The following is a 26,308-nucleotide window of genomic DNA, read 5'->3' on the forward strand; positions in this document are numbered from 1 at the left end:
CTATTCTCATCGATTGGAGAATAAGCCCGCTTGTCTTATTTGCTCTCTTGCGATAGCGTTGGTACAGCCACATCCGCTTCTGTTTCTGCTTCATAATCGATGCCTGCAAGTCCAAAGCCGAACAGGCGCAAGAACTCGCTGCGGTAGCCGGCAATGTCGGAAATGCTCTCCAGGTTGTCTGTCGTGACCTGGCCCCAGAGATCGGCTACCGCTTGCTGGACATCCTCGCGCATCTCCAAATCGTCAACGCGAATGCGTCCCTTCTCGTCCACCGGCACTGCGCCGTTCGTATACAGCCGTTCTTCAAACAACCGAACCATCTGCTCGATGCAGCCCTCATGCAAGTTCTTTTCCTTCATCACTTTGTACAGCAGGGAAATGTACAAGGGCACAATCGGAATCGCCGCACTGGACTGGGTTACCAGTGCCTTGTTCACGGACACATAGGCCTTGCCGCTCAACTCGCTCAGCTTGCCATTCAGCTCGTGAGCCGACTTTTCCAGATCATCCTTGGCGCGTCCAATGGTACCCTCGCGGTAAATCGCATGCGTAACGGAAGGGCCGATATAGGAGTAGGCCACAGTCTGAACGCCCTCGGCCAGCACACCGGCCTCCTGCAGCGCGTCCATCCACATGATCCAGTCTTCGCCGCCCATGATCGCCACCGTGTGGCGAACTTCCTCTTCGGTAGCCGGTTCGACCGTAATTTCCGACACTTTGCCGCTGTGAACATCAACCGTCTTATTCGTATAAGCGGCGCCAATCGGCTTAATGACCGAGGTGAATGTCTCGCCGGTGCGCGGATGGGTGCGGCGAGGGGAAGCCAGGCTGTACACGACGAGATCTACCTGGCCCAAATCCTCGCGGATGCGGGCGATCGTCTGCTGCTTCAGCTCATCCGAGAAGGCATCGCCATTCAGGCTGGTTGCATAGTAGCCTTCCGCTTGTGCCGCCTGCTCGAACGCAGCCGTATTGTACCAGCCGGCAGAGGCTGTGCGCGATCCCGATGCAGGCTTCTCGAAGAATACGCCGATCGTGGCCGCGCCGGAGCCGAAGGTCGCCGCAATGCGGGAAGCGAGCCCATAACCGGTTGAAGCGCCGATGACAAGCACCTTCTTCGGACCTGCCGCTTGCTTCGGGCGGGATTTCACATATTCAATTTGCTCCTGCACATGTCGGGCGCAGCCCTCCGGGTGTGCAGTTGTGCATATAAAACCGCGAATTTTGGGTTGAATAATCATGACTATCGAGTCCTTTCCACTAGTAACTTTTCCTATCATAGCACAATCTGCCCAGCTTGCGAAGACGCATTCTCCGTTATGCCCGCAATCCGTTTACCCCGCTGAAACCGGGATTTGGCGCAGAACAAGCCGTCCGTCTTCCCATTCGGCGCGAAGCACGAATGCAAAGCGGTCCAGATCCAGGCAATAGTCGAAATCCTCCTTAGGCGCAGATGCCTCGCCGACCAAATCGAGGAATCGTCCAGTTGTGCTGTCCTCGGCAAGATAACGCCGAATTTCCGCGAAATCCACAGGACGGTTCAAGAGAAGATCGCGCAAGTATTCCGCGCACAGCGTATCCTCATCAGCCGGCTCTGTGCCGCCAAGTCCCATAGCAATCAGGGAAACTTCGCGCGCGGCAGACTGCCGGATATAGCGTGCGATCGCAGCAGCGTTCACGAACGCTCCCGTGATCACCTCTTCCGCTTGCGCGGCGCCAATCAATCCTTGTGTGCCTGCGCTCGTTGTGTGCACAATGCTGCGGCCGCGCACATCAGCTGCAGCAATCAGCGATGGCGAGTTGCCGAAGTCAAAGCCCTCCACCATTACGCCTCCTCGCTCGCCGACAAGCAGGGCGCCAGGCAGCTCCTCTTGGCGCCTGTACGCCTCCGCTATCGATCCGGTCGGGTAGATGGCCTTGCAGCCGCCCGCATAGGCGTAGCATGCCGTAGAAAAAGCGCGAAACACATCAATGACCACAGCAAGCCCCGCCGCTTCCGCCGCGCCTTGCTTGCCGTGCAAAATTCGTATATTCACCCAGGAACTCCTTTCTTGTTACTGCAGCACCCGATCCAGCTCCATTCCCAGCTTGTCGACCTGCCATTTCGTATATGCCAGCGTTTCCCTGGCCCGATGATACGTCATATTCATGACTCTGGACGGCGTTACCGCAAGCGCTGCCTGCTCGTAGCCGGCATATTGCGCCATATCCAGCGCACGCGGCCCGTGATAGGAATGGGTAACAATAAAGGCGGAGGTCCATCCCCGCTGTTCCATCAGCGCCAGGCTGAAGCTGACATTCTCATACGTATTGGTCGCTTCCTGCTCCAGCACAATCGCTTCCTCGGCGACCCCGCGCTCCAGCAAATAAAGGCGCATGCCCTCGGCTTCCGTATATGGGGCGCCCTCATAATCATAGCCTCCGCTTACAATGATATGCGCGGTTTGCCCGTTTCTATACAAGTCAATCGCTCGCTCCAGCCGCTCGACAAGCGCAGGGCTCGGCCTGCCCTCCCACAGTGCGGCGCCGAGCACCACTGCCACATCCGCCGTATCGTCGGCATCCGCGTTGTCCGGCGTTGCCAGCACAATCTGGACATACAGCACCCAAAGGATGCCAAGCACAGTAACCAGGCCGATCGATCTGATCCATGTGCCCCATACCGCCACGATACGGCGCCTCTTCCTTTTCCCCATAGTTCCTCCCATGATGCAAACCCTCTTAAGTACCGGTCGTTCAAGCAGCTGCCTTGCATGCTGCTTCTCTAGCAGCGGCAGCCGCCCTCTTCCAGAAATACGCCCACTTTCTCCATGACTTCCGACGCCTCGACATCCCAGCAAATCATATGTCTGGACCGCGGAAAGCGCTCCAGTCCTACTGCGCCGGGCAGTTTTCTTGCCAAATAGCGGGCGCTTAACGGATGTACAATCGGATCTTGCTCGCCCTGAATGATCAAAGCCGGGGCGCGCACTTCGCCAAGCATTGGCTTGCAGTAGCGCACAAGCCGCATAAATTCGCGGACAGCGGACAGCGGCACCTGGCCCATCTTCCCGAACGGCGCCATCTCCTCGCGCTTATGCAGCAGCTTTCCCGTCAAAGCGCGAATAAACCGCATCGGGCTAACATAGATGAGAGCGGCGTTCAGCAGCACCAGCTTGTCGACTGGCACTCTTGCCGCCGTGTAGGCCGCAAGCATGCCGCCCATAGAAAAACCTGCAACAACGAAGGTTTCACTGCTGCTGCGCATTCTGACTGCTGCTTCGTAGGCGGCCTGCAGCCACGCTTCATATCGAACGCCCTCCAACTTGCACAGCGGACCGTCATGTCCGGGAAGCACTGGCTGTTCGGTGTGCCAGCCCAGCGACCGGAGGTAGACGGCCAGCGGCTCGACCTCCTCGGGTCCGCCTGTAAAGCCGTGCAGCAACAGACAGCTCTTGCTTGTCGTCATCGATCGTTCCACCTCCTGCCCCTTTGACCTCTCACATTCCAGCTATTCACACGAATGCTTGCATGCAAACGTCATCGTTCATGCAAAAAAAAGGGACAGTCACGAGAACTCGGCCATCTGTCTACATTGAACCAGCACTCCAAACTTTCTTCGCGCTCCAACAATTTTCCTGCCCGTTTGGCCGATCCTCTTTTGTTTTTATGAAAAAAATGCTAAATTAGATTAGAGATGAACTCATAGGCTAACGGGAGGACAATATGGAATTTCGGTTGCAGATGATCGGGACAGGCAGTGCCTTTGCCAAAAAATACTATAACAACAATGCTTTGCTGATGTGCCAGGACCGCTCCCTGCTCATCGATTGCGGCATTACCGCTCCAATGGCCCTGCATGAAGCCGGCAGAGCCTTTCAGCAATTGGATGGCATTCTCGTCACGCATCTGCATGCGGATCACATCGGGGGCTTGGAAGAGGCAGCGTTCGTGACCAAATTTTCGGGCGGCCGCAAGTTAAGATTATTCGTACCGAAACCATTAATTGACCCGCTATGGGAGCATTCTCTAAAGGCCGGTCTGGAGGATTCGCAATTCGGGCAAGATTTATCCGGCTACTTCGATGTGGTGCCGCTTTATGAAGGCGAAGAGCAGGAGCTGCTGCCCGGCATTGCCGTAGAGATTCTAAAAACTGACCATATTCCGAATAAAGACAGCTATTCCTTGTTATTGAACGGGAATTTCTTTTACAGTGCGGATGTCAAATTCAATGCGGAGCTCATTATTTCCATGATCGAAGAGAAGGGGTGCGGAACTGTTCTGCACGATTGCCAGTTGGAAGGCAGGCCCACCGTTCATGCGACATTGGACGAGCTGTTGTCCCTGCCTGCCTATGTACAAGAAAAGATTATGCTGATGCATTACGGCGACAATATGGAAGATTACAGGGACCGCATCGGCAGTATGTCCTTTATCCGCCAACGCGCAATCTACCACATTGAAAAGACAGGACGCATTCGCGCCCTGTCCGATTAGAAGGTAGGCAGTTGATCCAGATTGTTGCTTGGATCTCCGTCCGCATCGCCGCGGATGTACATCTCTCCGTCTCTTCCCTTGAAGGAATTGACACCGATGATATTTCCATTCTGCACTTCTTGCAAGGCTTGCTCGTAATTCAGCACACGCCCGGCTGAAGTCTGGAATGCGGTGATATCTCCTTCCCCGTTCTTCTGCACAGCTACAAAGCTTTCTTTATTCGCATCCATGCGCTGTCTCCTCCTTTATCAACGAAAAGTTCCAAACCTGGTTCGTTCTTAGTATGTACAGAAGGAAAACATTATATCGATTGGAAATCCCGCCAACACGCGTTCCGATGTGCAGCGGATTTCATAGACGAGGATGGAGAGTGACGATAGTGTTAGTCCGTATTACCGCTCCATTACTAGTTCTGCTTATTACGTTATATGTCATAATCGAATATGACGTCAGCTCCTTGACTTGGATGCTGACTGCCTCGGGCATCCTGATGCTGACTTCCGCACTGCCCGGAAAGCCGATCGTCAGCGGCGCAAGATTCGCTTCACTTCTTGCTTTCGCCTATACGGCGAAGACAGATTGGCTGCTTATCTTGTTTTTGATGCTGGCCTTTCTCCACGCACATGAGCTGAAAAAACCGTTCAAGGCTAAGTGGGTGTTCGCAAGCTACGGCATGTCGTTTCTGCTCCTGCAATGGATTGCGCATTCATTCGCTAACGTCTCGCCTGTCAAGACGGCTATATGCGGACTTTGCTTCGTTGCTGCCTACTTCCTGACCTATCACTATCTCGATGTCCATTCCCGCAACAAGCAGCTGATCGATGCCAACTTGAGACTGGTAAGCCAGGACCCGCTTACCGGATTGTTGAACTTTCAGGAATTTCACAAGCGCTTGCATACGCTCATTCAGTTGGAAAACCATCTGGCACTTGTGCTGATCGACTGTGCAGACTTGAAATCGATGAACAGCGAGATGGGCTTTCTGGAGGGCAATCGATTATTGAAAAAAGTCGCCGAGCTGATGAAACGATCCTTCCCCGACGCTTACTTGCTCGCGCGATGCGGCGGAGACGAATTCGCTCTCGTGCTGCATCGCATCGACGAAGAGGAAATACTGCAGCGTCTGGAGCAATTTCTGGAGAAGCGGCTGCCGGAGATGACAGGCATCCAAATTACTTACGGCAAAGCGCTGTATCCGGAAAACGGGAGGTCGAAGGATGAGCTCATCCAAATTGCCGAAGAAGACATGTTCATGATGAAGCGCAAGCTGTGGCTCAAGCGGGAAGAGCATATGCTTCGTTCCGAACAGCTGCGCGTCGTGGGCGAATTGGCCTCCGGCATGGCGCACGAAATTCGGAATCCGCTTACAACGATCAAGGGCTTTCTGCAAATATCGAAAACAAACCATTACAACATCGAGCCGTGGTACGAGCTGATTCTGGATGAGATTACACGAATGAGCGACTTGACAGGCGAATTCCTGCAGCTGTCCCGCAATCAAACAACGATGTACGAAGTCGAGCCGCTGCAGCATTGCCTGCAGCGAGTAAAAGCCTTGGTGGAAGCAGAAGCGATCCGTCTCGGCTTTCAACTCGAGTATCTGCCTTATCCGAAGCCGCTTCCGGTCTGGATGGATCAGGACAAGCTCATCCAGGTGCTGATCAATATTGTCAAAAATGCATTTGAAGCAATGGAGCCCGGCGGCAAGGTGACCATCTGCAATATGGTGGAACATGGCCAAGCCATTATCGATATTACAGACGAAGGCAAGGGCATTCCCGAAGACAAGCTGGACGAGATTTTTCTCCCCTTCTATACGACGAAGGATCAAGGAACCGGCCTCGGCCTGTCGATTTGTCACCGGATTGTGCTGGATCATAAAGGCTCGATGGAGGTGTTCAGCGAGCTGGGAAAAGGAACCACGTTTCGTGTGAAATTGCCCATTCACGCCGAATCCGCCGAAGCCTTGCTGCTATCCGACACGGAAGAACAAGTAAACGCCTGATCGGATCAACCGATCAGGCGTTTTTCCATGCGGATGTGCGGAATGCCCGCGTCATCGAAGATGTCCTCGGATTCGGCCGCATATCCGGCTTGTTCGTAAAATCTTCTCGCGTGCACCTGGGCATCCAGTATGGCCCGGTCGCAGCCTTCCGCTAAAGCCGAGGCCTCCAGCGCATGCAGGATCGCAAGACCGAAGCCATGCCCGCGCCAGTCGGGAAGCACGGCAATGCGCTGCAATTTGGCGGCATCGGCTGCATAGCGCTTCCAGCGTCCTGTTCCGACCGGCTGGTCTCCATGGACAGCCAGCACATGCCTAGCCCCGCTTGACAGGTTGTCCAGCTCGTCGGTCTCCAGCTGTTCGGGCACCCCTTGCTCCTCCACGAACACCTTCCTGCGCACGCTGAGGCAATGAGCGAGCTGCTCTTCCGTGCGGACGACTTGTACATCCAGCATCGGCTTCACCTATCCGTTCCCATGCCGCTCGCGCGTCATCTGCTGCCAGACAGTACCGACCGCTTCCTCGCCGCCCTCGATGCGCTCAAGCGCCCAAGCCGCCTGAAGGCTGACCTCGAATTCCGGGTCATCCACCGCCTGCTTCAGCGCCGGAACCGCACGCTCATCGCCAGCTTCATACAAGAAGCGGGCCGCTCGCCAACGGACCAGCTTGTTGGCATCCTTCAGCGCTTCGATCATCGGCTCCATCGCTCGCTTGTCGCCCAAATCCGAAATCGTATCTCCTGCGGTACGGCGGACTGCCGGCGAATCGTCCTTCAGTGCGCGGAACAGCAAAGGCAGAGCTGCGTCCGCTTCCAGTTCGCCTATGTGCACGACAGCCAAGCGGCGCACAGACATATGCTTGTCGTCCAGCGCCTTTTCGATCACGGCCAAGCCTGCAGCGGACGGCTCCCAGCGTTCCAATGCGGCATAGCGCTTGCGCCAGTCATCCGCTTCCAGCAGCCTCAGCACTTCCTCGTCGTCCAAGCTTCCCTGCACATCCAGCTCGACGCCCGTCTCCTCCTGCGCCTGCTGCGCCCGGCGCACCATTGCGTTCAAGCGTTCGTCGTCATACGCCGCGTCCAGCTCCTGGAGCACCTGTTCAGCAATATCCCGCGGATCGCCATAGCGGATTCCCCAATCCTCCAGCTTGCGCTCCTTGATCAGATTGGGCGAGGCCAGCCCTGCTTCCATCGCCTTCTCGGTAAATCGAGCGGGCAGTCCTTCTCTCACCTCTTCCTGCTCCGTGCGAACGCGAATCTGCATCGGGATACGGCGGAACGTCTGTACGAATACCCGTACTTCACCGAAGCCGTCGGCCGTGTCCGGCGTAGGTTCTCGTTCGGCCGAACGCTGTCCGAACACTTCACGCACCTGAGTGAGAATCGGCTTCCAGTCCATGCCCGGGACGCGATCCAGCGCGATAAAGTCAGCGGTATGGAAGATGCTCTTGATACCCTCGATTTCCAGCATGCTCCGAATATAGGGAGGGGCCGAACGCGCATTCTCCGTTGTGTAAGTCTTGCCGACACTCACCCGTTCGTCCATGTTCAGCTTCATCGTATTCGGACTGGGGGTCGGCTCGATCGAAACGATGTTCATCTGTGTCCCATCCTCCTTATGAAGATTTCGTCTAGTCGTGCACCGCTTCTACCTCGCATATTGTCGATCATACTCGCCCTGCAGCTCGCGCAGCGATTCTACCGATTGGCGCGCCCATTTCGCCCGCTCCTCCAGCTCCTCGATTTCCCGCCGAATCGCCCCTTGCAGGGATGGATAGTAATCCGGGATCTCGCTGGTATAACGCCGGACAGACGCCAAAGGCATATTCGCCACCTCACGGAAAGCAAGCGCGCGCCGCTGATGAAACATCGAGACGTCGGTCCGGTGGCCGACATGCAGATTCCCCTGCTCCGGATGCTTGACCACGGCCAGCACCCGCACCTTGGCTTTGCCGGGAATGAGCTCCACCAGCTCTCCTATGTATACGCCTGTCTTGTATTCCGCTACTACGGGATCGCCCGGCTGCAGCGTCTCATTCGCCGCTTGTGACGACTTGTGTCCTTGCTCTCGCTCCATCCGTCTTCCTCCTTATAGGTACAGTCGAAAGCATGTCATACACTTGCTTATTCATTAAAGGTAATGCAAAATGAAGAAAAAGTAAAATGACAGGGAAAGGAGGCGGGACCATGGCGCAATACCGGGAATTGACAAGCATCGAAGACTGGCAACGGGAGCTCGCAGCCACGGATTCGAAGCCGCTGCTCGTTTTTAAACACAGCACAGTATGCCCGATCAGCGCAGCAGCGAAGGAGGAATTCGAAGCGTATGTGAACGATCTAAAGGGATCGGCTTCGGAGCCTGAGGCGGTTCTGGTCAAGGTGATCGAATCGCGGCCGGTTTCCAATCAAATTGCCGACGATCTCGGCGTTCGGCATGAATCGCCGCAATTGTTCTATGTGAGGAATGGAGCAGCAAGCTGGCATGCCTCGCATAATGCCATCACCTACGAAAGCATTGACTCGGCAGTGAAGAACGGGTAGGTACAAGGGAACGCGAGATTGGAATAGGAGCGATAAGGCCGGCAATCATGCCGACGCCGCATTGGACTTTCGCGGGGCTGCGCCGCCCGCTGCGAACCGGAGCCTGCCCTGCGCATGCCGTTCGGAGAGCCGCATATAGGGGATGCAGCTCTCCAATGCAGGGTGCCAGATCAAATTCCCGACAGCAGGTGCACGACCTTTTACCAGAAAAAAGGGAATCCTAGAAAAGGAATCGCGAACAGCAGTGCAATCAAAGCCAAATCCAGCGCAAATGCCCCATACCCAAAGCCCGGATAGCCATAACCGGGGAAGAAAGCGGACACCGAAGCTTTAGAACGGGAGCCGCTTTTTTTCTGCGCTTTGCAGCCAATTGGCGTTTGGCGGCTGAACGGCGCGTGGAGACCGTCCCATCCCCCGGGATGCCGGAACCAAAATACAATTTGCCATCCCGGATCGCGCTGACTGTGCCGTAGAAGTAACTGCCATCATGCAAGACTGCGCAAATCGGCTTGCCGATATAATCGCGCAGCGTATCCTCGCAAATCGGGTGAATCGGTTGCACGATTGCCCTACACTCCTTCCGTCGCATTTGCCACATACTATGTAGGGCAATGTCCATTCGCTTGGGTAACTAACCCGATAGCAGAGAAGGAATAAACGTGGCAGCCAGGGGACAAGTTTCCTGCCCCTTATCTTCCTTTATGCGACTTCCGACTGGAGCCGGTGCGCAACTTGTACTTTCTGCGCAGCCGACGAACAAGCCGTTCGAAATGAAGGGCATACTGCGGATTGCGTTCGTTCCTGACTTGCCGAATATAAGGCCTCAGGACGCGATACAGCCTGGCCATCGTCCAAGCCGTCGAACCGGAGAAGGCGCGCAGCGGCAATACGCCCTCCTGCCATTGCGCCGCCCACCCTTCGTAGAAGGAGCATACGAGGCTGGCTGCCTCCGCATCGAGAGCCGCCTCTCCTTCAGAGCGGAGAAGCCGCTGCTGCAGGCGAATGTGTTCAGGGTCGTGCTGCGCCTGCTGCCATGCGGTCAGCATTCTCACATACCGGCGTCGCTTCAGCTCGGCACATGTCCAGATGACCCCAAGCGCGAGCAGAGTCAGACTAATGCCATACATATATTGAAAGGCCGATTCGCGGCTGTCCGGCGGCCAACGCAGGCCAAACCAGACCCACCCTGCCGCAGATCCGGCTGTCAGCAAAGCTGCCGCCCAATTCCATCCGTACTTCAAAGTCCATCCCTCATTTTGCAAAGACTTGTCCGTCACTATTCTGATACTTACTATTCAGTATGTCTTGCAACCAGCAGAGTGTCAACAGATAGCCGTCTGAATGAAAGGAAGATTTCGGGAGGCAACGCTCGGGAAGGGCAACAGCTTCAGGCGGCGGGATAACCGGGGATCGGACACTTTCGGGAACGCACGGACGATAGAGAGTAATGCCAGCAAGGAATCGCTAAAGCGGGCCGCTCTCGAAGGAGATTGGAAGGTGCGAGTCGTCTATATTGGGGAATATCTGAAAAAAACGATGCGAGGTGAAAAACAGGAAGACGCACAGAAAAATTCGACAAGCGCGCAGGAAAGAAGCTGGCAGGATCAGCGGCTCGAAGAGTGAGGGGGGCCTGACATCGCACTCGCATTACATAAAGCGTACGGCGATTCGGATCGATAGGACAAGACCTTGTGCGCACATGAAAAAAGTCGAATCGCCGCCCGCAGGCAAGGCCGATCATTGGCAAATAAAGGCGAGTTGGCTCGAATGATGCGCTTGCCCGGGAAATACGGCCGAACATTTCCCGCTTGATTGGTCTGCGATGCTTAGCTATGATCGAATAAAGGAAGGCTGCGTCACTGCTGCTGCGATGAGTCGTAAAACAGGGATTGGACCGTGACGCCATAGAAATCAGCCAGCTTCACCTTAATGTCATCGCGCGGCACTCTCCTTCCATTCTCGTACATCTGCAGAGCGCTAACGCTGATCTTCAGCGCATATGCCACCTCCTCACGCGACAATCTCCCTCTGAGCTGTATCAGCTTGCGGCCAATATGCTGTTTATAAGGGGCTCCATTTTTCATATGCATCACTTCCATCACATTTCCGCACATTATGTGCTTTGGCTCCCATTATATGACATGTTGGCAATGAAGTCAAACACAAACTGTGCGGTACATATTGGATTCACACATAATGTGTGCTATGATAGGTTTGGTGATGACGATTGGTACAATTTGGCGATCGGTTACGGGAGCTGCGGCTCTCCCGGCAAATAACCCAGAAAGAGCTTGGCCGCATGTTCCAGCTCAGCGAAAGCGCTATCGGCATGTATGAGCGAAACCAGCGAGAGCCTTCTCTTGAGCTCGTCAAGCAGTTTGCGGACTTTTTCCAAGTCACAACCGGCTACTTGCTGGACCACGAGGAGCCTGCTCCCGGTGTGCGCGAGCTGCCTACATTGTATCCGCTACCTGAGAATTTCCACATGCTGCTGACAGAAGGGCGCCGCATCCCTCTAAGCGAGGACGAGGCCCTGTTCTTGCGTGAGCGCTTGAACGAATACCGGCTGCGCAAATAGCCAGCCCTGTGCCAGCATGCCCTTATACAGCAGCACGAGCATACGAGGATCCTGGCTATGCTTGGCATGCAACGCTTGTTACCAAGCTATCAAGACATCCGTATAGAAAAGCGCAAGAGGCTGTCCCGCTAATCGGGACAGCCTCTTCTTATTCGCTGCTCACCGTTCTCGGCGCGCGCGCACTTACAGATAATCTGTCGTTTCGACCTGGTTCAGGCAGCTTGCCTGAAGCTTCTCCGGCAGCTCCTCATACACGACCAGCTTCCTGGTCTCATTCGCACACAGGTCGAAATAATTGTCGGACAGCAGTCCCGGCACGTTCAACAAGCCGACATCTTTGGCGAATACATCGCTGCTCATGGTGACTAGGGACGTCCCGTCAGCCTGTCTCTCTGTGCGAACTTGCAAGGTCGCCCGCTGCAGCTGCAGCTTGTGCGGCTTGTCAAGCAGGTACGTGTGACGGATCAGCTCCGTCCCTTCCGAAGCGTGCAACGACAGCAGCAGCACAAACCGCGACGGGTCCCACTCATTCAGCTTCATCTCCCCGAGATGCGTGGCGCGATGGCCTGTCCCTCGCGCCTCCCAGGCTTCCGTATGCGCGACCGCGCCTTGGCGGATATCATACAGTTCAGCCTGTACGGTTCCGGCAAAATCACCCGAGTCATGTATCAAATAAAGGTCTGCCCGCTTCGTTTCCATATCCAGTTTGGCGTAGGCGTTAGGCGATTGGAAGCTCCGCTTCATATAGAAATACGACGGCTTCAGCACCTTGGCGTAATCCTCAATGGCCCAGCTGATCGAGGGCCACAGATCGCTCCACTGCCAGATCAACGCTCCCGACGTATCCGGCATGCGGGACAGCCAGTGCTCTACCCCATAGCGGAGGGCATTCGCCTGCATAAGCTGATTCGCATAGACGAACGAAGCTTTGTCGGTCGGCAGCCAGTAGTCTCCAACCGTATAGAATACAAGCTTCTGCAAGCCGTACGGCGCTTTTTGCATGGCGTCGAATTGCGGATCGCGCAAGCTGGCCTGCGCGTCCACCTGATCGAGCACACGCATGGACGGGTAGGACTGCATGCCGAATTCGGAGACGAACCTTCCGCGGGAGTTGCGGTAATTCTCATAAGGCTCTCCCCGGCCCCACACCGCCCAGAAGTGCTCATCGCCGTAATCGCCTTCCTGGCCGACCCGGTCGAACTGAAGCGCGTATGGGCTTGTCGGCCAATACGGGCGCAGCGTGTCGCCCTCGCACACCTTGGCCAATACATCGAAGTAGAGCTTCTCGCCATGTCCTTGGCGGCGGTGCTTCCTGCTGCGCTCAATGAAATACTGGTTTTCATTGTTGCCGCACCAAAGCACGATGCTCGGATGATAGCCGTACTCGTTCACCACATGCCGGGCCTCCCGGCGAACGAGCTCGCAGAACGCATCATCATCCGGATAATCGCCGCAGGCGAACATGAAGTCTTGCCAGACGAGCATGCCGAGACGGTCGCATTCCTCATAAAATGCATGATTTTCATAAGTGCCGCCGCCCCAGATCCGAATCATGTTCATATTGGCCGCCGCGATGCCCGCAATTTCCTTCCGGTACTCCTCGGCTGTATCCAAATTCGGGTACAGCTTCAGCGGAATCCAGTTGACGCCCTTGCACAAAACCGGAATCCCGTTCACCTCGATCACAAATTTGCGGCCCTGTTCATCGTACGGCATGGTCAGCCGGATTTCGCGCAGCCCGACCGTACAGGCTTCTTTCCGTTCGCTATCAGCTGCCCTCAGCTCCGCCTCCAGCCTGTACAACGGCTGCTCTCCATGGCCAGCCGGATACCACAGCTTGGGCTTCTCGACCGTAAGGGCGGCTTCTACAAGCTGTTCGCCCGGCGCCAATCTGCGGCGTTCCGTATGCTCCGCGCACACACGCTGACCGTCAAACAGGCGGAACACCACATCCGCTTCCAACTCCTTCTCCTGCACAACTGAAGCAGGCAGCTTGGCCATGACTACCGCCTGTTCGGCAGACAGGGACGCTATCGCATAGCGCAGCTGTTCCGTCCGAACGGCCTCATAGGCTTCAATGCGGACAGACTTATGTATGCCAACCGTGACCAGCCGCGCCCCCCAATCCCAGCCGTATCCATATTGGGCCTTTCTTCCAAATAGCCTGGCTGGAATGCCATTCCACAGATGCAGCTGCTCCCCGTAAGCCCGCTCCTTCTCCTGCAGAACACGAGTCGGCGAAGAAATGCGCACGAGCAGCTCATTGTCCCGGGCAGCCGCTTGCTTGATATCGAACCGATACGGCATAAACATATTTTCCGTCCGCCCGATAAGCTGCCCATTCAGGAAGATGTCGGCGTAGGTATCGATCCCCTCGAATACTAGCTCCAGCTTGCCCGCTTGCAGCCATTCCTCCTGCAAGTTGAACGTTCTGCTGTATGTCCAGTCGTCGTGCTCCACCCACTCGATCTTCGGTTCGAACAAGGTGTCATACGCATCCGGCAGCACCCCCTGTTCCGTCAAATCGCGCTGTACGAACCCGGGAACCTGGAGCGCGTACACCTCTTTCGTCCGCTCATTGACACCTTTCCACTTTCCATCTAGCTGGATCTGCCTCATGATAACCCTCTTTCCAGTTGGTTTACTTCTCCTCTTACGCATTTTTACCTTATCGATTGCCATTTGTCAAAAAGAAAAACAGACGATCTTGCCATCCCCCACTCTCCTAGTTATGATGAAGAAGGAAGCATGACTAGCCATAAAGGGAGCGATTATGAAAAAATATACATTTGAACTGCTGCAGCATTCCATACCCGGCTTTCGCGAACGGGACCATGTCATCCCGGCGCAATCGTTGACCGATGCTGTGCGGAAATTTACCAGAAAGCACGACCTCGAAGAACCGGCCTATTGGGACGAGCCCTTCTTCGAAACGTTTATAGAGCTGACGTTTACGAGCGGGAATGGATCAGTTCGCTATCGCATTCAATGGTGACCGTTGCCCTGACAAGCAGCCAACGAACATCGGATGGAGGTTTTTCATCCGGTCCGTTATAATACAAGGAAGAGAAGCTAACCAGGAGGGGATGAAAATGAGACGTTACAACTTGGCTCGTCCTATATTGCTGCTTGCCGTGGCATTCTTTGTCAACAGCCTGTCCATGTTTTTGATCGTCCTGCTGTTCGACACATCACAGGAAACCGCCAGCAATATCGCCTTTTTTATTATGCTCATCGCCGTTATTCTCGTATACCGCAAAATGATGCGCAGAAAACCAAAATAGCCGAACTGAAACGGCATGCTCCAAACAGCCCTGTCTGACCTGAAGCATGGCTTCCGGATAACAGGGCTGCGCGCCGTGCGCTACCAAACCTCGACCTTATTGTTGCGCCATCGCTCCTTCTTCCGACTCGTACGAATCGGTTTCCTCCCATCCGTCCGGCTCTCCAGGCAGCTCTTCATCCTGATCCGGCCACAGCATATTCAGCAGAAGCACCAGCACGATGAGGCCGATGCGAATCCACAAGTCCAGCTTGTCTCTCACCCTGTATCCGCTCCCATTCGCGTATTTGCTTACAGTCTACGGTGGATGGTCGGCCAACGTTCATCTTTCCTGCCCTTCCCAGCATAAAGGATGGCCGAATTCGGCATTTTAAGCGAAGAACGCTATCCCTGACGAAAGGAGATGTTGGACGATGGGCAAGTTTATGATCAAAGCCGTATTGAACGGCATCGTGGCGATATTCATGTTGATGTGGCTGTCTAATGCCAGCTTTATCGGCGCGCTGGTGACTGCCATCATCTTGTGTGTCTTGGCTTACCTGGTTGGGGACCAAATCGTATTGCGATTGACGAACAATACAGTAGCCACCATCGCAGATTTCGGCCTGGCCTTTATTGTATTATGGATTGCGGCTGATCTGAACGATTGGACACTGACCTTCGGGGAAATTGCCCTGATCTCGCTCGTACTCGCTCTAGTGGAGATCGGCTTCCACCGGTATTTGGGCAATACCGACGGACGATCAGCCAGTTAATGAACGCCATTCGAATACGGTTGGAAACGAAGGAAAGGGAGGGGTCCCTCAATGAATCGAGCTGATCGCAGCCAGCAAAATCCGGCGACCGCAAGCCTTGAAGCCAGCCACAGTCAAGTGGCTGCAGAGCAATACGACCCGGAGGACTATGATGCCACGACCGAGGCCGCGCAAGGAACAGCCACCACACATGAGCAAGTATCGGATGTGTATGCGGCCGGCAACAATGAAGTGACGTTCTGGCGGGATCAGCGCGACCTGGTCGATTCTGATCTGCATGCAAAGAACGACCGCAGCTCCCGCAAGGGCCCATAACCATTGTTCCCGCGCAAACAAGCCAAACAGCTCCCTCGCCTGTCTTAGACCGCAAGGGAGCTGTTTGTTCGCGTTTCACTTCACTTGGGATTCCGCTGGATGCAGCCGCCGCAGACGATAGCTGTTCGTCCCCGTCTTGCCCAGCTCCTCCAGCAAGCCGTAGTTGGCCCATGCGCCGACAATTGCGCCGACACCGGGGAGAAGCTGCAGCAGCTTGCGGAAATCCAGCGTATCCCGATACTCCTGCTGGAGCTGCTGCCAATCCACATGTTCCTCATAAGCGTTCTGCGCAGGCAGAGCTGCGACATGCGTTGGCCATTCCTTAATCGTATCCAGCAGCGCCGGTTTTTTCTCAGGACTTGAGTAAGCCAGCTGAAACACGTTCAAGATGAACAGCCGCTCATGCAGCAAATTCGTCGAATATCCATAAGCATGGGCCAGCTCGAATAAAAATTTCATCTTGATGCCCAACAGCAGCGGGAAGTCTGCCATGCCGAGCAAAATGCCTCCAGCTCCGGTCCCAGCCCCTTCTGCCGCCGCCCATTTCTTATAACGGTCCAGCAGCTCGGTCGCCCGCTTGTCGCTCTCAGCCAGCGACGCGCCCTTAAGCGGCTCTCCCTTCGGCAAGTATTCTGCACTGAACAGCGTCGTGCGGACAATGCCCTTCACCGCAGCGGTCAAGGATATGTGCACACGATCGGGAATGCGGCGATTGATGCTGGCCTGCACTGATTTCGACGCGCGCTCCAGCATGCCCGGCGGCTTGTACAGCTGCCATTCCCAACGTTGCAGCTCACGCCGAACGAGCGCCTCGTAGCTTTCTGATCCTTGCGAGTTGTCCATCCTTTTTCCTCCTACCCAGGCGACATTCCTCTCCCCATTATAATATGGCCACTGTCAAAAATAGAAGTCTTCGCCTCGCAACCCCCAATCTGACGGTTACTTCACTTTTACGCTGACCCTTGCACCAGACTAATTCATCGGCTGTCAACATGAGTATTTTTGTAACATCCGCATGCCTTTTGGCCATCCTGCAAGTTTCATGTCGACCGCAGCCGTCGAAATAGGGTACAATAGGAATAATTCATAAACTAGTACAAGGGGTTCAATCGAATGAAGTATATGAGCACACGGGGACAGGTTCCCCCCATTGGATTTACCGAGGCGGTCCTGATGGGACTGGCGGACGACGGCGGCTTGCTTGTGCCCGAGCACATTCCGCAGCTGGACGGCGCTATATTGAAGCAGTGGCAGAACCTTTCGTATCCGGAGCTGGCTGCGGAAGTATTCTCGCTGTTTACCGGTGACGATATTCCGCGCGAAGACCTGAAGCAGCTCGCAGAGAACAGTTATGCAACGTTCAGGCACGAAGACGTGACGCCGGTTCGCAAACTGGATGATCGTCGCTACGTGCTTGAGCTGTTCCACGGGCCGACCTTTGCTTTCAAGGATGTGGCCTTGCAGTTTCTCGGCAATTTGTATTCTTACATTTCGCAAAAAACCAATTCGATCATTCATATACTCGGTGCGACCTCCGGCGATACGGGGGCTTCTGCGATCGAGGGCGTGCGCGGCAAAGCCGGCATTCGCATCTGCATCCTCCATCCGCACCAGCGCGTGAGCAAGGTACAGGAACTGCAAATGACCACTGTAGATGACGAGAACGTGCTGAATCTGGCCGTCAAGGGAACGTTCGACGACTGCCAGCGCATCATCAAGGAACTGTTCGCGGATGTGCCCTTCAAGCAGCAATATCATCTCCGCGCCATCAACTCGATCAATATCGCCCGGGTGCTGGCACAGACGGTTTACTATTTCTACGCTTATTTCCAGCTGCGGAAGCAAGGAGAGGAAGCGCCCGTCTCCTTCAGTGTGCCGACCGGCAATTTCGGCGATATATTCGCAGGGTATCTGGCCAAGCGAATGGGCCTGCCTGTCCAGCGGCTCATTCTGGCAACGAATGAAAACAACATCCTGGCGCGATTTGTGAATGAAGGCGTGTACGAGCCGGGAAGCTTCCGGGAAACGTACAGTCCATCGATGGACATTCAGGTAGCCAGCAATTTCGAGCGCTACTTGTTCTACCTGTACGGGGAAGACAGCCGTCAGACGGCAGAATGGATGGAGCAATTCAAGCGTGAAGGACGGATTGCGGTTGCCGGAGAGAAGCTTGATCAAGTGCAGCGGGATTTCGCTGCCTACAGTGTCGGCAATGAGGAGTGTCTGGATGCCATTAGCGCGTACCATGCGCAATATGCCTATCTGCTTGATCCGCATACAGCATGCGGAGCGGCGGCAGCCGACAAGCTGGCGCAGGACGGCGAAGCGGCCGTCGTACTCTCGACAGCTCATCCGGCCAAATTCAACGAAGCCATTGAGCGGCGTGGCCTTCCGCAGACGTTCCCGGATCCTATCCAGGCGCTGTTTGACAAGCCGCAGCGGCAGACAGTCGTGGACAGTACGAACGAAGAAGTCAAGAAGCAGCTAGTCTCCTTTTTCCAATAAACTGGATAAGCCGAAAGGGCCTCTCATCGGAATCACTTCCGAAGGGAGGCCCTTATTGAACTTTCATGGGAGATCCGTCATTGGCGCCTTTCCCTTGCAGCCACACGAACAGCTTCGTCACCCACTTGCTGAACAGCATAATGGCCATATAACCAAGAAACAGATGGGAATACCGCATGCCGTTCGTTGGTTCAAACAAATGGATCGACGAGATCAGCGGCTTGAACACAAATGCAAGCAGCAGGGAAAGCAGCGTGCCATACACATAGTAATTCCGTCTGCCCGCAAGTGTCCATTGGTACAGCAGCATGTAAACGACCGGAACAAACGAAGAGTCTAAACCAAGATTTCCAGACGTGAAAGGAACCATCTGGTAAGGATATTGGCCGTATCCGAACCGATGACTGATCGAGTCGATATAGGTGAAGAGGACATGAACACTGTATCCAAAAAAACCAATCTGAAGCGCTCTCCGTTTATCCAGAATCATAAACAGGACGACTAGCGGCACAACGAACATGAGCACATTCACCCAAAACTGCCACGTTGAGAAGCTCGAATACTCCCGCCAATAATCGATCCAAGTTGATGTCAATTGACGCTGCATCTCGTTAATTCGTTCCAGCATCTCCCGCTGTTGTTCCGACACGGTCAACCACCCTTATCCATTCAGATGATTGTATTGTGCCCGCCAGAAGTGGGAGATATTACGATGTCATGCTCAATTGCTCTAGGACTCTATCCCCTGGCTGAAAGCAGCCACTTCTCCAGCAGGAGCGGCAGAGGTTCCATCTCGAGGCTGTCGTCCGGGTAGACGATGCCAAGTGTCTCATCATCCTCACCGTCCATCAGGAGCGCCTGAATGTATTCATGCAGCGCCTGCATGTAATACTCGCCCAGAAATGCATAGCTGAACGATTCCTTGGGCAGCAGCTCATCCCCGCAAACGCGGGGATCGCTGTAATTCAGGTAGGTTCTGCACGGAATCGGGCGCACGGCGTAGGCCAGGCAGGAACCGCTCTGCGTATCCAGCATCGGGCATGGCAGGTGGAGAGATTTGTACAAGCGCTTGTCATCGGCTTCCTCGTAGGATTGCTCACGCAGCTCACGCAGTTGGCTTCGGTATTGCCTGAAGTACTGCTGCAGATGCCCGGCGACCCGTTCCTTATCCCGCTCGGGCAGAACGTCCACGTAAGCAATGATCAGCTTTGCCTCAAGCGGCGTGATGACAATCGGATAGTAACAGCAGTGCGCACAGCCTTTCCGGCAGCTCGGGGCAAGCTGCGTCTGCTGTTCGATGGTCGCAATTTCCTCATCGACCACCTCCAGCAGCCGCTGGTAGGCATGCAGCAATTGTTCGGCCGCTGTCGGCTCCTCATGCTCATACAGCCTGTCAACCGCCACATCAAAGCGGCTCCCGTCAGGAATAAGCGATTCGTTAATTCGCTCGCAGATTGCCGCCATCTCTTCGTAGGTTTTGTAGGAATGTTTCAGTCTGGCCCTCTCCTCTTTATGAAGCGTTCATCTGCTTATCATACAGTTTTTTCGCCTTATACGCACAGTAAAGATACACCAGTATCGTTACGGGAAGAAACAGCAAGACTATGCCTCTCATAAGTGCAAATGGCGTCTCGAACAAAAATGCCCACAAAAACGTTGTACCGCTCTTTTCCCATAGGTTCTCAGTCAAGTACAGCTGCCGCGGATCCAGCAGCACGCTGCTGTCGATCGCTCCGGTCGTTGAAAGCGCGACGAATATCGGGAAATAGCAAATGGCGAGTTGACTAAACATCCTGGATACGCGCTTATACTTGCCGGCGCGAGACAGCTGATCCGAAAAAATATCCTCGTTCGGATCGGCGCCAACTTTCTTGAAGTACTGCGCGCCCGAGCTCTTGCTGCCGGCGATATGCTGCCAGCCGCTGTCTTCGAACAGGGTGCAGTAATCGATGAAATCCTCTTGCCGCTTGAACGTGCGATAATCGATCCTGATTGTGGCCCGCTCCGGCTCTGCTGCCCGAAAGCGATAGCCGAATGACTTGCTAACCAACTGGCAGCCCTGTTGAGCCATCTCCTCCAGCCACTTCTCCTCTTTGTCGAAATCCAAGAAAAATTTGAACGTTCTCATGTCCACTCCCCCTGCCTCAAAGCTGTAAAATGCGGTCCGTAATCGCCAGCATATGCTGCATGCGCTCGTAATCCAAACGAAGAATCGCGATGCCTTTTTCCGTTATGACGTAAGTCTTGCGCCTCTTCTCATCACTCTTGACAGCGGCGATCCATTGATGCTTCAACAAATTCTCGATAGCGCCGTACAACGTCCCGGCGGCAAGCTTTACTTGGCCATGGCTAAGTTCTTCCACCTTCTGCATGATCAAATAGCCATGCGCCGGCTCCACCAATGCCAGCAAAATATAATAGGTCGTCTCCGTCAACGGCAATTGCTTGTCACGGTTCAATAAGCTCCCTCCCGATTTGCGTTACAGATGCCCGACTATATCGCCCGACTATTCAGTTAAACTATATAGTCAAACTGTATAGTTGGATTATATACAGTTGAACTGTATATGTCAAGCTTGTCATTTTGCCCAACTAAAAAAACATGCCGCCTCATTGCCCTCCAAGGCTGCAGCATGTTTGGCACTCCCATGTTCATTTTTGCAAGCTTATCCCCAGATACCTGTCAGCCGATGCCCTGCCTGTTCTTCAATGCCCTTACGATCAGAAAGTGGGGCCGCGTCGACAGTCTCTCTTCATATTGTGCATACCAATCCCGTGCCCCGGGCATTTCCTTGTACAGCGGACTGGGCTTTGGCTCCATCATCCGCTCAATCACAAAGTGCTCCGCTGTCGCATTCACAATCTCCTGCATCGGTCTGCGATAAAAGGTCACTTCAACCGGCCCTGCTTCCTTCTTCTGCCATGTGTCGGTCAGCAGCGTTCGCGCGAAGTAGTCGGGCTTATCCATCAGCTCCATGTCCATCATCGGATGATGGAGCGAGAACAGCAGCTTTCCTCCCGGCTTCAGGATGCGCTTGAACTCGCGGAACGTCGCAGACCAGTCCTCCACATAATGCAGCGTCAGCGAGCTGACAATCCAGTCGAAGGCTTCCGCATCGAACGGCAGCGGCTCCGACAGATCACAAATCCGCACGTCAGCCCGATTCTCCACTCTGCGCCGGCAGGCCGCAACCATGGCAGGGCTTATATCCACAGCAGTCACCCGTGCACCTCGCATGAAGCATTGCTCCGTATACCAGCCCGCAGCGCAACCGGCATCCAGCACCGCCAGACCTGCCAGATCATCCGCCAGCTCACCCAGCATCGCTGGACGCTCATAATACGCGTTGAAGCCGCTCTCCTTGTCCACATGCAGCTCGTAGTCCTTCGCCAATTTGTCGTACGCTTCCCGAATTTTCTCTTTCACAGGGATTCCTCCACATCGATTCCATGATAGACATGATCGTTATAGACTTCGGCGTACAACATCAAATTCCCTCCGACGGCAGGAATTTCCAATGCGCAGCTGAAATGTGCAAACGAATCTCCTTCTTTCATCGTCTACTATAACAGCAAACAATCATTTCTATTCTAAGGGGGCAGCGTACATATGAAATCAATCGGCCTCGTCATCTTCTTGGCCATCGTGCTAATCGCAGCAGGCTGCGGGAACCACAAGCAGCCCGAGAGAGATGTTTCCGCAGGGTATGCAGCTGAGACTGTGGATTCTGTAGAAAACTCGCATCAAGCGAATACGCCCGCCCCCGAGGATGAATTTCTGAGCACTTACGTATTGAGCTTTGAAAATGTCCGTACCGGAACCCTCCTTCCCAGCATCCCCTACGATCAAGTGGGTGCCATTCTTGTGGAGAAAGAGATCCATGCACATCGCATGCTCATTTATACAAGGCCAGACAACACAGAGCTGTACTATGCCGGACTCCAAACCGATTCGGACATGTATGAAATAGGAGCAATCGGCTATCCTCCTGCGGAAGGAGAACGGTTCGGTATCCAAGAAGTCTCCGTGCTGGGACGAGAATTGGTCAAGGTGACGGGTTTTTGCGGCGCCAACTGTCCCAAAACCTATTACGTGGAATTGAATCAACCTGCACTTTTTTTGACCGTCGATGCGCATGCTGTCGAAACTGATCTGGATAACGATGGCGTCAACGAGCTGATTGCCACTCACGGTACAGCCGCGCAAACCGTTGTCTATCAATGGCAAGGTGAACAGGTGATGTTTGCTGACTTCAATGTCGCATTGCAGGCCGAGGTTGTCTTCTACGACCGCAGCCAGAACCTGTTTCAGGCATCCACTCGAAACGGAAACGAGTTATATGCTTTCAAGTGGGAGGAAGGACGATTGGTCCGTGCGAACTAGCAAAGTCCGTCACCTCTTATCCAGCAAGCCAAGCCGATCCAGGATGACTGCAAGCTGCTCCCGTGTTACGGGCTGTCCCAGCCCATATACTTCTGGAGCTACACCTTTGATGACATCAGCTGCTGCCGCCTTGGCAATGGAAGCCGCGGCCCAATGATCGTCGGGCACGTCGCGAAATCCGGTTTTTCCCGGCTGCCGTGGCGCTTCCCTGGCAAAGTACTCATCCAAATACTGTTCGGGCTCGTAGCAATTGTTGGCGCGGTCCGCCATCCAGCCAAAATTCGGGTGAGCGGTCTTGCGAATCTCATAATGCAGATGACTGCCGCTGGCTTGACCGGTGCTCCCTTGCTTGCCGACCTCTTGTCCTTTTTGAACGGACTGGCCTGCCGCTACAGATACACTGTCCAAATGGCAGTAACAATGCAGCGCCCCATACTTGTCCTGCACGGCCGCTGTAATGCCGAATCCGCCAAAACCGCTGCCCGGCGTGCCTTCGCCGGCAAAGAGCACTTTGCCCGGCACAGTTGCCGGAATAGGCGCGCGATGCGCTTTGGCCAAATCTACGCCAGTATGAAAATCCGCAGCGCCCGTCGCAGAATTCCTTCGCGGCCCGTACGGACTGGTTACGCGAAACCCTTCAAAGTATTTCATGCAACCTCCCCCCTTTGCATATAGGAAATGCAGACTTCCATTGGTCTGACCCGACGTTTGTGCAGGTGCGGCAATCTTTTGCAGGAACTTTAATAATCCAGCAGGCGTCCATGATCATGCCATTGCCCATACATTTTATTTGCTTTCGTGTTTGTTATAAATTTGTCTAATCTCCTCGCGAATAACTCGGGCTGGTTTTTGACGCTGTGAATCGTATCCATGCGAACTCTCTGATAGAGGGCTGGAAATGCCAAAAAATTCTCATACACTTGCCTTTCCTCTTTTAACCTTTGCTCGACAACCGGGTCTATTACAAAAGAGTCTGGGTTCATATCAGGAAGCGCATCTCTTCCTTCGTCTCTCATTAATCCCAGCTTTTCGAGGCGGCGGACACGTTCTTTATTCAATTCCGTCCATGAACTTCTCTTGCTTCGGGGAGACAGTCTTTGCGCCGTCTCCGTTGCCGATATTTTCTTTTTGGTTCCATCGATCCAGCCGAAACATAAAGCTTCTTCCACCGCGTCTAAATAGAGCAACTTGCCCCTGCTTGGCGTCATACTGACCACGACCCAGCAGCATTTTTCTGTCCTGCTATTTGCCTGCAGCCAAGCTCTCAGCTCCCCTCTCGATGTTGCGGGGATCAGATTGCTGATTTCCATATACATACACTCTCCTTCCGATTTCTTAGTTCTTATCCCGCTGCTTCCTTGTACCAAAAAAGTAAATAGTCGTTTGATGATGGCAGGAACTGTTTTCATTATAAAAAAAGAAGTATGACAACAGCCTGTCATCCTTCATCATTTTTATGCTGCCGCTAGGACATGGCCAAGGAGAGTCGCAACGGGGGATGTTGAGCTGGGCCTTCTTCTTCGCAATATTCCGGCTAGGGGAACGTATGCGGATGCAAATAAACGGGGATTGCGAATTTATGTTGCTGGTGAATCGGAGGGCGAATAAAACACGTCACAATGGATGTGCCGGTATTTTTCCCATTTGCCGGGATTGGTTGTGTCTGGAACGCCATGCTCCATCATGGCCTGATAGAGGGCCGTCTTTTCTTCCAAATGGGCGACGCGCTGCTTGGCTTCTTCGAGCTGGACGAGCGCCGCTTCTTTATGCTTCATCATGATTTCGTTGCGTTGCGGAATGGTCGAATCCCCTTTGAGACAGAGATCGACGTACATTTTGATCGCTTCAATCGGCATCCCGGATTGCTTCAGGCATTTGACACCGTACAGCCAGTTGATGGATTCTGCGTCGAACAGCCGGATATTGTTCTCATTGCGCTGCACGCTTGGCACCAATCCTTTGTCGGTGTAAAAGCGTACCGCGTGCTCGGTGAGTCCTGTTATTTGGGCGGCTTCCTTGACCGTATGCATGTGTACTCCTCCTTGAAAAAAATTTTCAGTAGACCTGTTGACTTCGTGTAACACGAAGGCACTAAGCTTAGTGTAATGCAAATCGGCCGCAAGCGGAATCCCGCTGCGGTGCCCGATTCCCTGCATTCGCGGCCGTTTGCCCAACTTACATTTGAACAATGGGAGGAATAACCATGCAAACTGTAACCTTGAACAACGGTGTGAACATGCCCATCATCGGCTTCGGTGTCTACCAAATTCCCGATGCTGAGGAATGCGAGAACGCCGTATATGAAGCGCTGATGGCCGGCTACCGCCTGATCGACACCGCCGCCGGTTACCTGAACGAGGAGGCAGTCGGACGCGCGATCAAGCGCAGCGGCGTGCCGCGTGAGGAGCTGTTCATCACGACCAAGCTCTGGATTCAGGATGCCAGCTACGAGCGAGCCAAGCTGGCGTTCGCCAAATCCTTGAAGAAGCTACAGCTTGACTATCTCGATTTATACCTGATTCACCAGCCGTTCGGCGATTACTACGGCGCCTGGCGTGCAATGGAAGACCTGTACCGCGAAGGCAAGATCAAGGCGATCGGCGTCAGCAACTTCCTGCCCGACCGACTGATGGACCTCATCGTGCATAACGAAATCGTGCCCGCCGTCAACCAGATCGAAACGCACCCGTTCTACCAGCAGAACGAAAGCGCCGCTTTTATGAAAGAACAGGGCGTGCAGCACCAATCGTGGGCGCCGTTCGCTGAAGGACGCAACAACATGTTCGGCAACGAAGTGCTGACCGCGATCGCGGAAAAACACAACAAGTCCGTCGCCCAAGTCGTGTTGCGCTGGCTAGTACAGCATAACATCGTTGCGATTCCAAAATCGGTGCGCAAAGAGCGGATCGTCGAAAACCTCGACATCTTCGATTTTGAATTGGACGCGGACGATATCCAACAAATATCCGCCCTCGATACGCGGGAAAGCCTGTTCTTGTCGTACCATGATCCGGCATTCGTCAAGATGCTGGGCACCTTGAGAGTCGATCTGTAATGTTCGGTCGAACCGAAACTTCACCATGTTTATATCTATTAAGAAAGGACAGGGCGGGCACGCCTGTCCTTTCTTTGTGTCTGTTCGGAAGAGTGGCTCAGCATGAAGATGCAGGATCGTTCATTTCACTCTTCATATGCAGTAGGAAACTGAGATGCGTTCGGAGATAAGTACTTTTCGGCGGCAAAATAGGATTCGGGGTTTGAATTCATGCTGCACAAAAACAAGAAAACCCTTGCTACACAAGGGTTCTCGCGTATGACCTGTAGTGGGCTCGAACCACTGACCCCCACCCTGTCAAGATGGTGCTCTCCCAGCTGAGCTAACAGGTCTTATTGAAGTGACAAGTGTTATAATAGCAAGGAACGAGGGAAAAGTCAAGATCGATTTTTTCCATGTGTTACTATTCCGTGATA

General features: G+C 54.1%; 34 protein-coding genes and 1 tRNA gene. 12 read left to right on the top strand and 23 right to left on the bottom strand.

The genetic code is table 11. From position 1 onward, the window contains the following. Nucleotides 1–35: 35 nt before the first annotated feature. The 4 genes from fabV to XYCOK13_RS10415 all read right to left on the bottom strand — a co-directional run bounded on the left by fabV (nt 36) and on the right by XYCOK13_RS10415 (nt 3,448). Nucleotides 36–1,241, bottom strand: coding sequence for an enoyl-ACP reductase FabV (gene fabV, locus XYCOK13_RS10400; protein ID WP_213412084.1), 1,206 nt, complete (start codon nt 1,239–1,241; stop codon nt 36–38). Between the two features lie 93 nt (nt 1,242–1,334). Next, entirely contained in the window at nt 1,335–2,036 is a 702-nt protein-coding gene (locus XYCOK13_RS10405) for a 2-phosphosulfolactate phosphatase (protein WP_213412085.1), read from the bottom strand. A gap of 18 nt (nt 2,037–2,054) precedes the next feature. Continuing rightward, a complete protein-coding gene (locus XYCOK13_RS10410) occupies nt 2,055–2,696 on the bottom strand; it encodes a YdcF family protein (protein ID WP_213412086.1) in 642 nt (213 codons plus the stop codon). Between the two features lie 68 nt (nt 2,697–2,764). Next, nucleotides 2,765–3,448 carry an alpha/beta hydrolase gene (locus XYCOK13_RS10415; RefSeq protein WP_213412087.1) on the bottom strand — a complete coding sequence of 228 codons (684 nt, stop codon included), beginning with the start codon at nt 3,446–3,448 and terminating at the stop codon, nt 2,765–2,767. A gap of 257 nt (nt 3,449–3,705) precedes the next feature. Between XYCOK13_RS10415 and XYCOK13_RS10420 the strand changes: the two genes are divergently transcribed. Next, complete coding sequence (locus tag XYCOK13_RS10420; protein ID WP_213412088.1) at nt 3,706–4,476, top strand: MBL fold metallo-hydrolase; 771 nt, start codon at nt 3,706–3,708, stop codon at nt 4,474–4,476. Here the strand turns inward: XYCOK13_RS10420 and XYCOK13_RS10425 are convergent. Next, nucleotides 4,473–4,706, bottom strand: a complete 234-nt coding sequence (locus XYCOK13_RS10425; RefSeq protein WP_213412089.1) for a DUF3892 domain-containing protein — start codon at nt 4,704–4,706, stop codon at nt 4,473–4,475. The genes XYCOK13_RS10420 and XYCOK13_RS10425 overlap by 4 nt on opposite strands. 140 nt (nt 4,707–4,846) lie before the next feature. Between XYCOK13_RS10425 and XYCOK13_RS10430 the strand changes: the two genes are divergently transcribed. Then, the gene (locus XYCOK13_RS10430) at nt 4,847–6,481 is read left to right on the top strand and encodes an ATP-binding protein (protein WP_213412090.1); all 1,635 of its coding nucleotides are present in this window, start codon (nt 4,847–4,849) and stop codon (nt 6,479–6,481) included. A gap of 5 nt (nt 6,482–6,486) precedes the next feature. Here XYCOK13_RS10430 and XYCOK13_RS10435 read toward each other — a convergent pair whose 3' ends face one another. The 3 genes from XYCOK13_RS10435 to kapB are packed head-to-tail and all read right to left on the bottom strand — an operon-like array spanning nt 6,487 to nt 8,553. Next, the gene (locus XYCOK13_RS10435; RefSeq protein ID WP_213412091.1) at nt 6,487–6,933 is read right to left on the bottom strand and encodes a GNAT family N-acetyltransferase; all 447 of its coding nucleotides are present in this window, start codon (nt 6,931–6,933) and stop codon (nt 6,487–6,489) included. A 9-nt stretch (nt 6,934–6,942) separates the two neighbouring features. Next, on the bottom strand, nt 6,943–8,076 hold the full coding sequence (locus XYCOK13_RS10440) for a conserved virulence factor C family protein (protein WP_213412092.1): 1,134 nt from the start codon (nt 8,074–8,076) through the stop codon (nt 6,943–6,945). Nucleotides 8,077–8,124: 48 nt separating this feature from the next. Beyond that, nucleotides 8,125–8,553: a sporulation phosphorelay system protein KapB gene (gene kapB, locus XYCOK13_RS10445; protein WP_213412093.1), complete on the bottom strand. Its 429-nt coding sequence runs from the start codon at nt 8,551–8,553 to the stop codon at nt 8,125–8,127. A gap of 110 nt (nt 8,554–8,663) precedes the next feature. On the opposite strand from kapB, the gene ytxJ reads away from it, so the two are divergent. Beyond that, a complete protein-coding gene (gene ytxJ / locus XYCOK13_RS10450) occupies nt 8,664–9,017 on the top strand; it encodes a bacillithiol system redox-active protein YtxJ (RefSeq protein ID WP_213412094.1) in 354 nt (117 codons plus the stop codon). Nucleotides 9,018–9,267: 250 nt separating this feature from the next. Here ytxJ and XYCOK13_RS10455 read toward each other — a convergent pair whose 3' ends face one another. Both XYCOK13_RS10455 and XYCOK13_RS10460 read right to left on the bottom strand, forming a co-directional pair. Continuing rightward, nucleotides 9,268–9,579: a hypothetical protein gene (locus XYCOK13_RS10455; protein ID WP_213412095.1), complete on the bottom strand. Its 312-nt coding sequence runs from the start codon at nt 9,577–9,579 to the stop codon at nt 9,268–9,270. Nucleotides 9,580–9,706: 127 nt separating this feature from the next. Further along, entirely contained in the window at nt 9,707–10,258 is a 552-nt protein-coding gene (locus XYCOK13_RS10460; RefSeq protein ID WP_213412096.1) for a DUF4760 domain-containing protein, read from the bottom strand. A gap of 100 nt (nt 10,259–10,358) precedes the next feature. Between XYCOK13_RS10460 and XYCOK13_RS10465 the strand changes: the two genes are divergently transcribed. Next, nucleotides 10,359–10,640 (top strand): hypothetical protein, encoded by a 282-nt coding sequence (locus XYCOK13_RS10465; RefSeq protein ID WP_213412097.1) that lies wholly within the window; start codon nt 10,359–10,361, stop codon nt 10,638–10,640. Between the two features lie 233 nt (nt 10,641–10,873). On the opposite strand, the gene XYCOK13_RS10470 is transcribed toward XYCOK13_RS10465, so the two are convergent. Beyond that, on the bottom strand, nt 10,874–11,101 hold the full coding sequence (locus XYCOK13_RS10470; RefSeq protein ID WP_244865111.1) for a helix-turn-helix transcriptional regulator: 228 nt from the start codon (nt 11,099–11,101) through the stop codon (nt 10,874–10,876). Between the two features lie 143 nt (nt 11,102–11,244). Here XYCOK13_RS10470 and XYCOK13_RS10475 point away from each other — a divergent pair, with 143 nt between their 5' ends. Further along, on the top strand, nt 11,245–11,595 hold the full coding sequence (locus XYCOK13_RS10475; RefSeq protein WP_213412098.1) for a helix-turn-helix domain-containing protein: 351 nt from the start codon (nt 11,245–11,247) through the stop codon (nt 11,593–11,595). Nucleotides 11,596–11,778: 183 nt separating this feature from the next. Here XYCOK13_RS10475 and XYCOK13_RS10480 read toward each other — a convergent pair whose 3' ends face one another. After that, nucleotides 11,779–14,214, bottom strand: a complete 2,436-nt coding sequence (locus tag XYCOK13_RS10480; RefSeq protein ID WP_213412099.1) for a glycoside hydrolase family 2 protein — start codon at nt 14,212–14,214, stop codon at nt 11,779–11,781. A gap of 154 nt (nt 14,215–14,368) precedes the next feature. Between XYCOK13_RS10480 and XYCOK13_RS10485 the strand changes: the two genes are divergently transcribed. Continuing rightward, the gene (locus XYCOK13_RS10485; RefSeq protein WP_213412100.1) at nt 14,369–14,590 is read left to right on the top strand and encodes a hypothetical protein; all 222 of its coding nucleotides are present in this window, start codon (nt 14,369–14,371) and stop codon (nt 14,588–14,590) included. 97 nt (nt 14,591–14,687) lie between these two features. Next, complete coding sequence (locus XYCOK13_RS10490) at nt 14,688–14,879, top strand: hypothetical protein (protein ID WP_213412101.1); 192 nt, start codon at nt 14,688–14,690, stop codon at nt 14,877–14,879. A 96-nt stretch (nt 14,880–14,975) separates the two neighbouring features. On the opposite strand, the gene XYCOK13_RS10495 is transcribed toward XYCOK13_RS10490, so the two are convergent. Then, on the bottom strand, nt 14,976–15,140 hold the full coding sequence (locus XYCOK13_RS10495; RefSeq protein ID WP_213412102.1) for a hypothetical protein: 165 nt from the start codon (nt 15,138–15,140) through the stop codon (nt 14,976–14,978). Nucleotides 15,141–15,291: 151 nt separating this feature from the next. On the opposite strand from XYCOK13_RS10495, the gene XYCOK13_RS10500 reads away from it, so the two are divergent. Continuing rightward, a complete protein-coding gene (locus XYCOK13_RS10500) occupies nt 15,292–15,633 on the top strand; it encodes a DUF2512 family protein (protein WP_213412103.1) in 342 nt (113 codons plus the stop codon). Between the two features lie 51 nt (nt 15,634–15,684). Beyond that, the gene (locus tag XYCOK13_RS10505) at nt 15,685–15,948 is read left to right on the top strand and encodes a YozQ family protein (protein ID WP_213412104.1); all 264 of its coding nucleotides are present in this window, start codon (nt 15,685–15,687) and stop codon (nt 15,946–15,948) included. Nucleotides 15,949–16,023: 75 nt separating this feature from the next. Here XYCOK13_RS10505 and XYCOK13_RS10510 read toward each other — a convergent pair whose 3' ends face one another. Continuing rightward, entirely contained in the window at nt 16,024–16,791 is a 768-nt protein-coding gene (locus XYCOK13_RS10510; RefSeq protein ID WP_213412105.1) for an EcsC family protein, read from the bottom strand. A 270-nt stretch (nt 16,792–17,061) separates the two neighbouring features. On the opposite strand from XYCOK13_RS10510, the gene thrC reads away from it, so the two are divergent. After that, the gene (gene thrC / locus XYCOK13_RS10515) at nt 17,062–18,453 is read left to right on the top strand and encodes a threonine synthase (protein ID WP_213412106.1); all 1,392 of its coding nucleotides are present in this window, start codon (nt 17,062–17,064) and stop codon (nt 18,451–18,453) included. Between the two features lie 52 nt (nt 18,454–18,505). On the opposite strand, the gene XYCOK13_RS10520 is transcribed toward thrC, so the two are convergent. The 5 genes from XYCOK13_RS10520 to XYCOK13_RS10540 form a co-directional block, all read right to left on the bottom strand. Next, nucleotides 18,506–19,102, bottom strand: coding sequence for a hypothetical protein (locus tag XYCOK13_RS10520; RefSeq protein WP_213412107.1), 597 nt, complete (start codon nt 19,100–19,102; stop codon nt 18,506–18,508). Nucleotides 19,103–19,191: 89 nt separating this feature from the next. Further along, nucleotides 19,192–19,857, bottom strand: coding sequence for a YkgJ family cysteine cluster protein (locus XYCOK13_RS10525; RefSeq protein ID WP_213412108.1), 666 nt, complete (start codon nt 19,855–19,857; stop codon nt 19,192–19,194). A 106-nt stretch (nt 19,858–19,963) separates the two neighbouring features. Next, nucleotides 19,964–20,581: a DUF2812 domain-containing protein gene (locus XYCOK13_RS10530; protein WP_213412109.1), complete on the bottom strand. Its 618-nt coding sequence runs from the start codon at nt 20,579–20,581 to the stop codon at nt 19,964–19,966. Nucleotides 20,582–20,597: 16 nt separating this feature from the next. After that, entirely contained in the window at nt 20,598–20,912 is a 315-nt protein-coding gene (locus XYCOK13_RS10535; protein ID WP_213412110.1) for a PadR family transcriptional regulator, read from the bottom strand. 224 nt (nt 20,913–21,136) lie between these two features. Next, complete coding sequence (locus XYCOK13_RS10540; protein ID WP_213412111.1) at nt 21,137–21,880, bottom strand: class I SAM-dependent methyltransferase; 744 nt, start codon at nt 21,878–21,880, stop codon at nt 21,137–21,139. A 183-nt stretch (nt 21,881–22,063) separates the two neighbouring features. On the opposite strand from XYCOK13_RS10540, the gene XYCOK13_RS10545 reads away from it, so the two are divergent. Next, entirely contained in the window at nt 22,064–22,837 is a 774-nt protein-coding gene (locus tag XYCOK13_RS10545) for a hypothetical protein (RefSeq protein WP_213412112.1), read from the top strand. Between the two features lie 9 nt (nt 22,838–22,846). Here XYCOK13_RS10545 and XYCOK13_RS10550 read toward each other — a convergent pair whose 3' ends face one another. The 3 genes from XYCOK13_RS10550 to XYCOK13_RS10560 all read right to left on the bottom strand — a co-directional run bounded on the left by XYCOK13_RS10550 (nt 22,847) and on the right by XYCOK13_RS10560 (nt 24,867). After that, entirely contained in the window at nt 22,847–23,488 is a 642-nt protein-coding gene (locus XYCOK13_RS10550) for a M23 family metallopeptidase (protein WP_213412113.1), read from the bottom strand. An 89-nt stretch (nt 23,489–23,577) separates the two neighbouring features. Beyond that, on the bottom strand, nt 23,578–24,147 hold the full coding sequence (locus XYCOK13_RS10555) for a YdeI/OmpD-associated family protein (RefSeq protein ID WP_213412114.1): 570 nt from the start codon (nt 24,145–24,147) through the stop codon (nt 23,578–23,580). Between the two features lie 267 nt (nt 24,148–24,414). Continuing rightward, complete coding sequence (locus XYCOK13_RS10560) at nt 24,415–24,867, bottom strand: MerR family transcriptional regulator (protein WP_213412115.1); 453 nt, start codon at nt 24,865–24,867, stop codon at nt 24,415–24,417. Between the two features lie 173 nt (nt 24,868–25,040). On the opposite strand from XYCOK13_RS10560, the gene XYCOK13_RS10565 reads away from it, so the two are divergent. Further along, complete coding sequence (locus tag XYCOK13_RS10565) at nt 25,041–25,892, top strand: aldo/keto reductase (protein ID WP_213412116.1); 852 nt, start codon at nt 25,041–25,043, stop codon at nt 25,890–25,892. 259 nt (nt 25,893–26,151) lie between these two features. On the opposite strand, the gene XYCOK13_RS10570 is transcribed toward XYCOK13_RS10565, so the two are convergent. Beyond that, a tRNA-Val gene (locus tag XYCOK13_RS10570) sits at nt 26,152–26,224 on the bottom strand. Nucleotides 26,225–26,308: the final 84 nt, after the last annotated feature.

This window comes from Xylanibacillus composti, from assembly GCF_018403685.1.
GTDB lineage: Bacteria > Bacillota > Bacilli > Paenibacillales > K13 > Xylanibacillus > Xylanibacillus composti.

Excerpts from the sequence above, each read along its gene's own strand:
- fabV (WP_213412084.1), bottom strand. The coding sequence starts at position 1,241 with ATGATTATTCAACCCAAAATTCGCGGTTTTATATGCACAACTGCACAC.
- XYCOK13_RS10410 (WP_213412086.1), bottom strand. The coding sequence starts at position 2,696 with ATGGGGAAAAGGAAGAGGCGCCGTATCGTGGCGGTATGGGGCACATGG.
- XYCOK13_RS10415 (WP_213412087.1), bottom strand. The coding sequence starts at position 3,448 with ATGACGACAAGCAAGAGCTGTCTGTTGCTGCACGGCTTTACAGGCGGA.
- XYCOK13_RS10420 (WP_213412088.1), top strand. The coding sequence starts at position 3,706 with ATGGAATTTCGGTTGCAGATGATCGGGACAGGCAGTGCCTTTGCCAAA.
- XYCOK13_RS10425 (WP_213412089.1), bottom strand. The coding sequence starts at position 4,706 with ATGGATGCGAATAAAGAAAGCTTTGTAGCTGTGCAGAAGAACGGGGAA.
- XYCOK13_RS10435 (WP_213412091.1), bottom strand. The coding sequence starts at position 6,933 with ATGCTGGATGTACAAGTCGTCCGCACGGAAGAGCAGCTCGCTCATTGC.
- XYCOK13_RS10440 (WP_213412092.1), bottom strand. The coding sequence starts at position 8,076 with ATGAACATCGTTTCGATCGAGCCGACCCCCAGTCCGAATACGATGAAG.
- kapB (WP_213412093.1), bottom strand. The coding sequence starts at position 8,553 with ATGGAGCGAGAGCAAGGACACAAGTCGTCACAAGCGGCGAATGAGACG.
- ytxJ (WP_213412094.1), top strand. The coding sequence starts at position 8,664 with ATGGCGCAATACCGGGAATTGACAAGCATCGAAGACTGGCAACGGGAG.
- XYCOK13_RS10465 (WP_213412097.1), top strand. The coding sequence starts at position 10,359 with ATGAAAGGAAGATTTCGGGAGGCAACGCTCGGGAAGGGCAACAGCTTC.
- XYCOK13_RS10470 (WP_244865111.1), bottom strand. The coding sequence starts at position 11,101 with ATGAAAAATGGAGCCCCTTATAAACAGCATATTGGCCGCAAGCTGATA.
- XYCOK13_RS10480 (WP_213412099.1), bottom strand. The coding sequence starts at position 14,214 with ATGAGGCAGATCCAGCTAGATGGAAAGTGGAAAGGTGTCAATGAGCGG.
- XYCOK13_RS10485 (WP_213412100.1), top strand. The coding sequence starts at position 14,369 with ATGAAAAAATATACATTTGAACTGCTGCAGCATTCCATACCCGGCTTT.
- XYCOK13_RS10490 (WP_213412101.1), top strand. The coding sequence starts at position 14,688 with ATGAGACGTTACAACTTGGCTCGTCCTATATTGCTGCTTGCCGTGGCA.
- XYCOK13_RS10500 (WP_213412103.1), top strand. The coding sequence starts at position 15,292 with ATGGGCAAGTTTATGATCAAAGCCGTATTGAACGGCATCGTGGCGATA.
- XYCOK13_RS10505 (WP_213412104.1), top strand. The coding sequence starts at position 15,685 with ATGAATCGAGCTGATCGCAGCCAGCAAAATCCGGCGACCGCAAGCCTT.
- XYCOK13_RS10510 (WP_213412105.1), bottom strand. The coding sequence starts at position 16,791 with ATGGACAACTCGCAAGGATCAGAAAGCTACGAGGCGCTCGTTCGGCGT.
- thrC (WP_213412106.1), top strand. The coding sequence starts at position 17,062 with ATGAAGTATATGAGCACACGGGGACAGGTTCCCCCCATTGGATTTACC.
- XYCOK13_RS10530 (WP_213412109.1), bottom strand. The coding sequence starts at position 20,581 with ATGAGAACGTTCAAATTTTTCTTGGATTTCGACAAAGAGGAGAAGTGG.
- XYCOK13_RS10545 (WP_213412112.1), top strand. The coding sequence starts at position 22,064 with ATGAAATCAATCGGCCTCGTCATCTTCTTGGCCATCGTGCTAATCGCA.
- XYCOK13_RS10550 (WP_213412113.1), bottom strand. The coding sequence starts at position 23,488 with ATGAAATACTTTGAAGGGTTTCGCGTAACCAGTCCGTACGGGCCGCGA.
- XYCOK13_RS10555 (WP_213412114.1), bottom strand. The coding sequence starts at position 24,147 with ATGGAAATCAGCAATCTGATCCCCGCAACATCGAGAGGGGAGCTGAGA.
- XYCOK13_RS10560 (WP_213412115.1), bottom strand. The coding sequence starts at position 24,867 with ATGCATACGGTCAAGGAAGCCGCCCAAATAACAGGACTCACCGAGCAC.
- XYCOK13_RS10565 (WP_213412116.1), top strand. The coding sequence starts at position 25,041 with ATGCAAACTGTAACCTTGAACAACGGTGTGAACATGCCCATCATCGGC.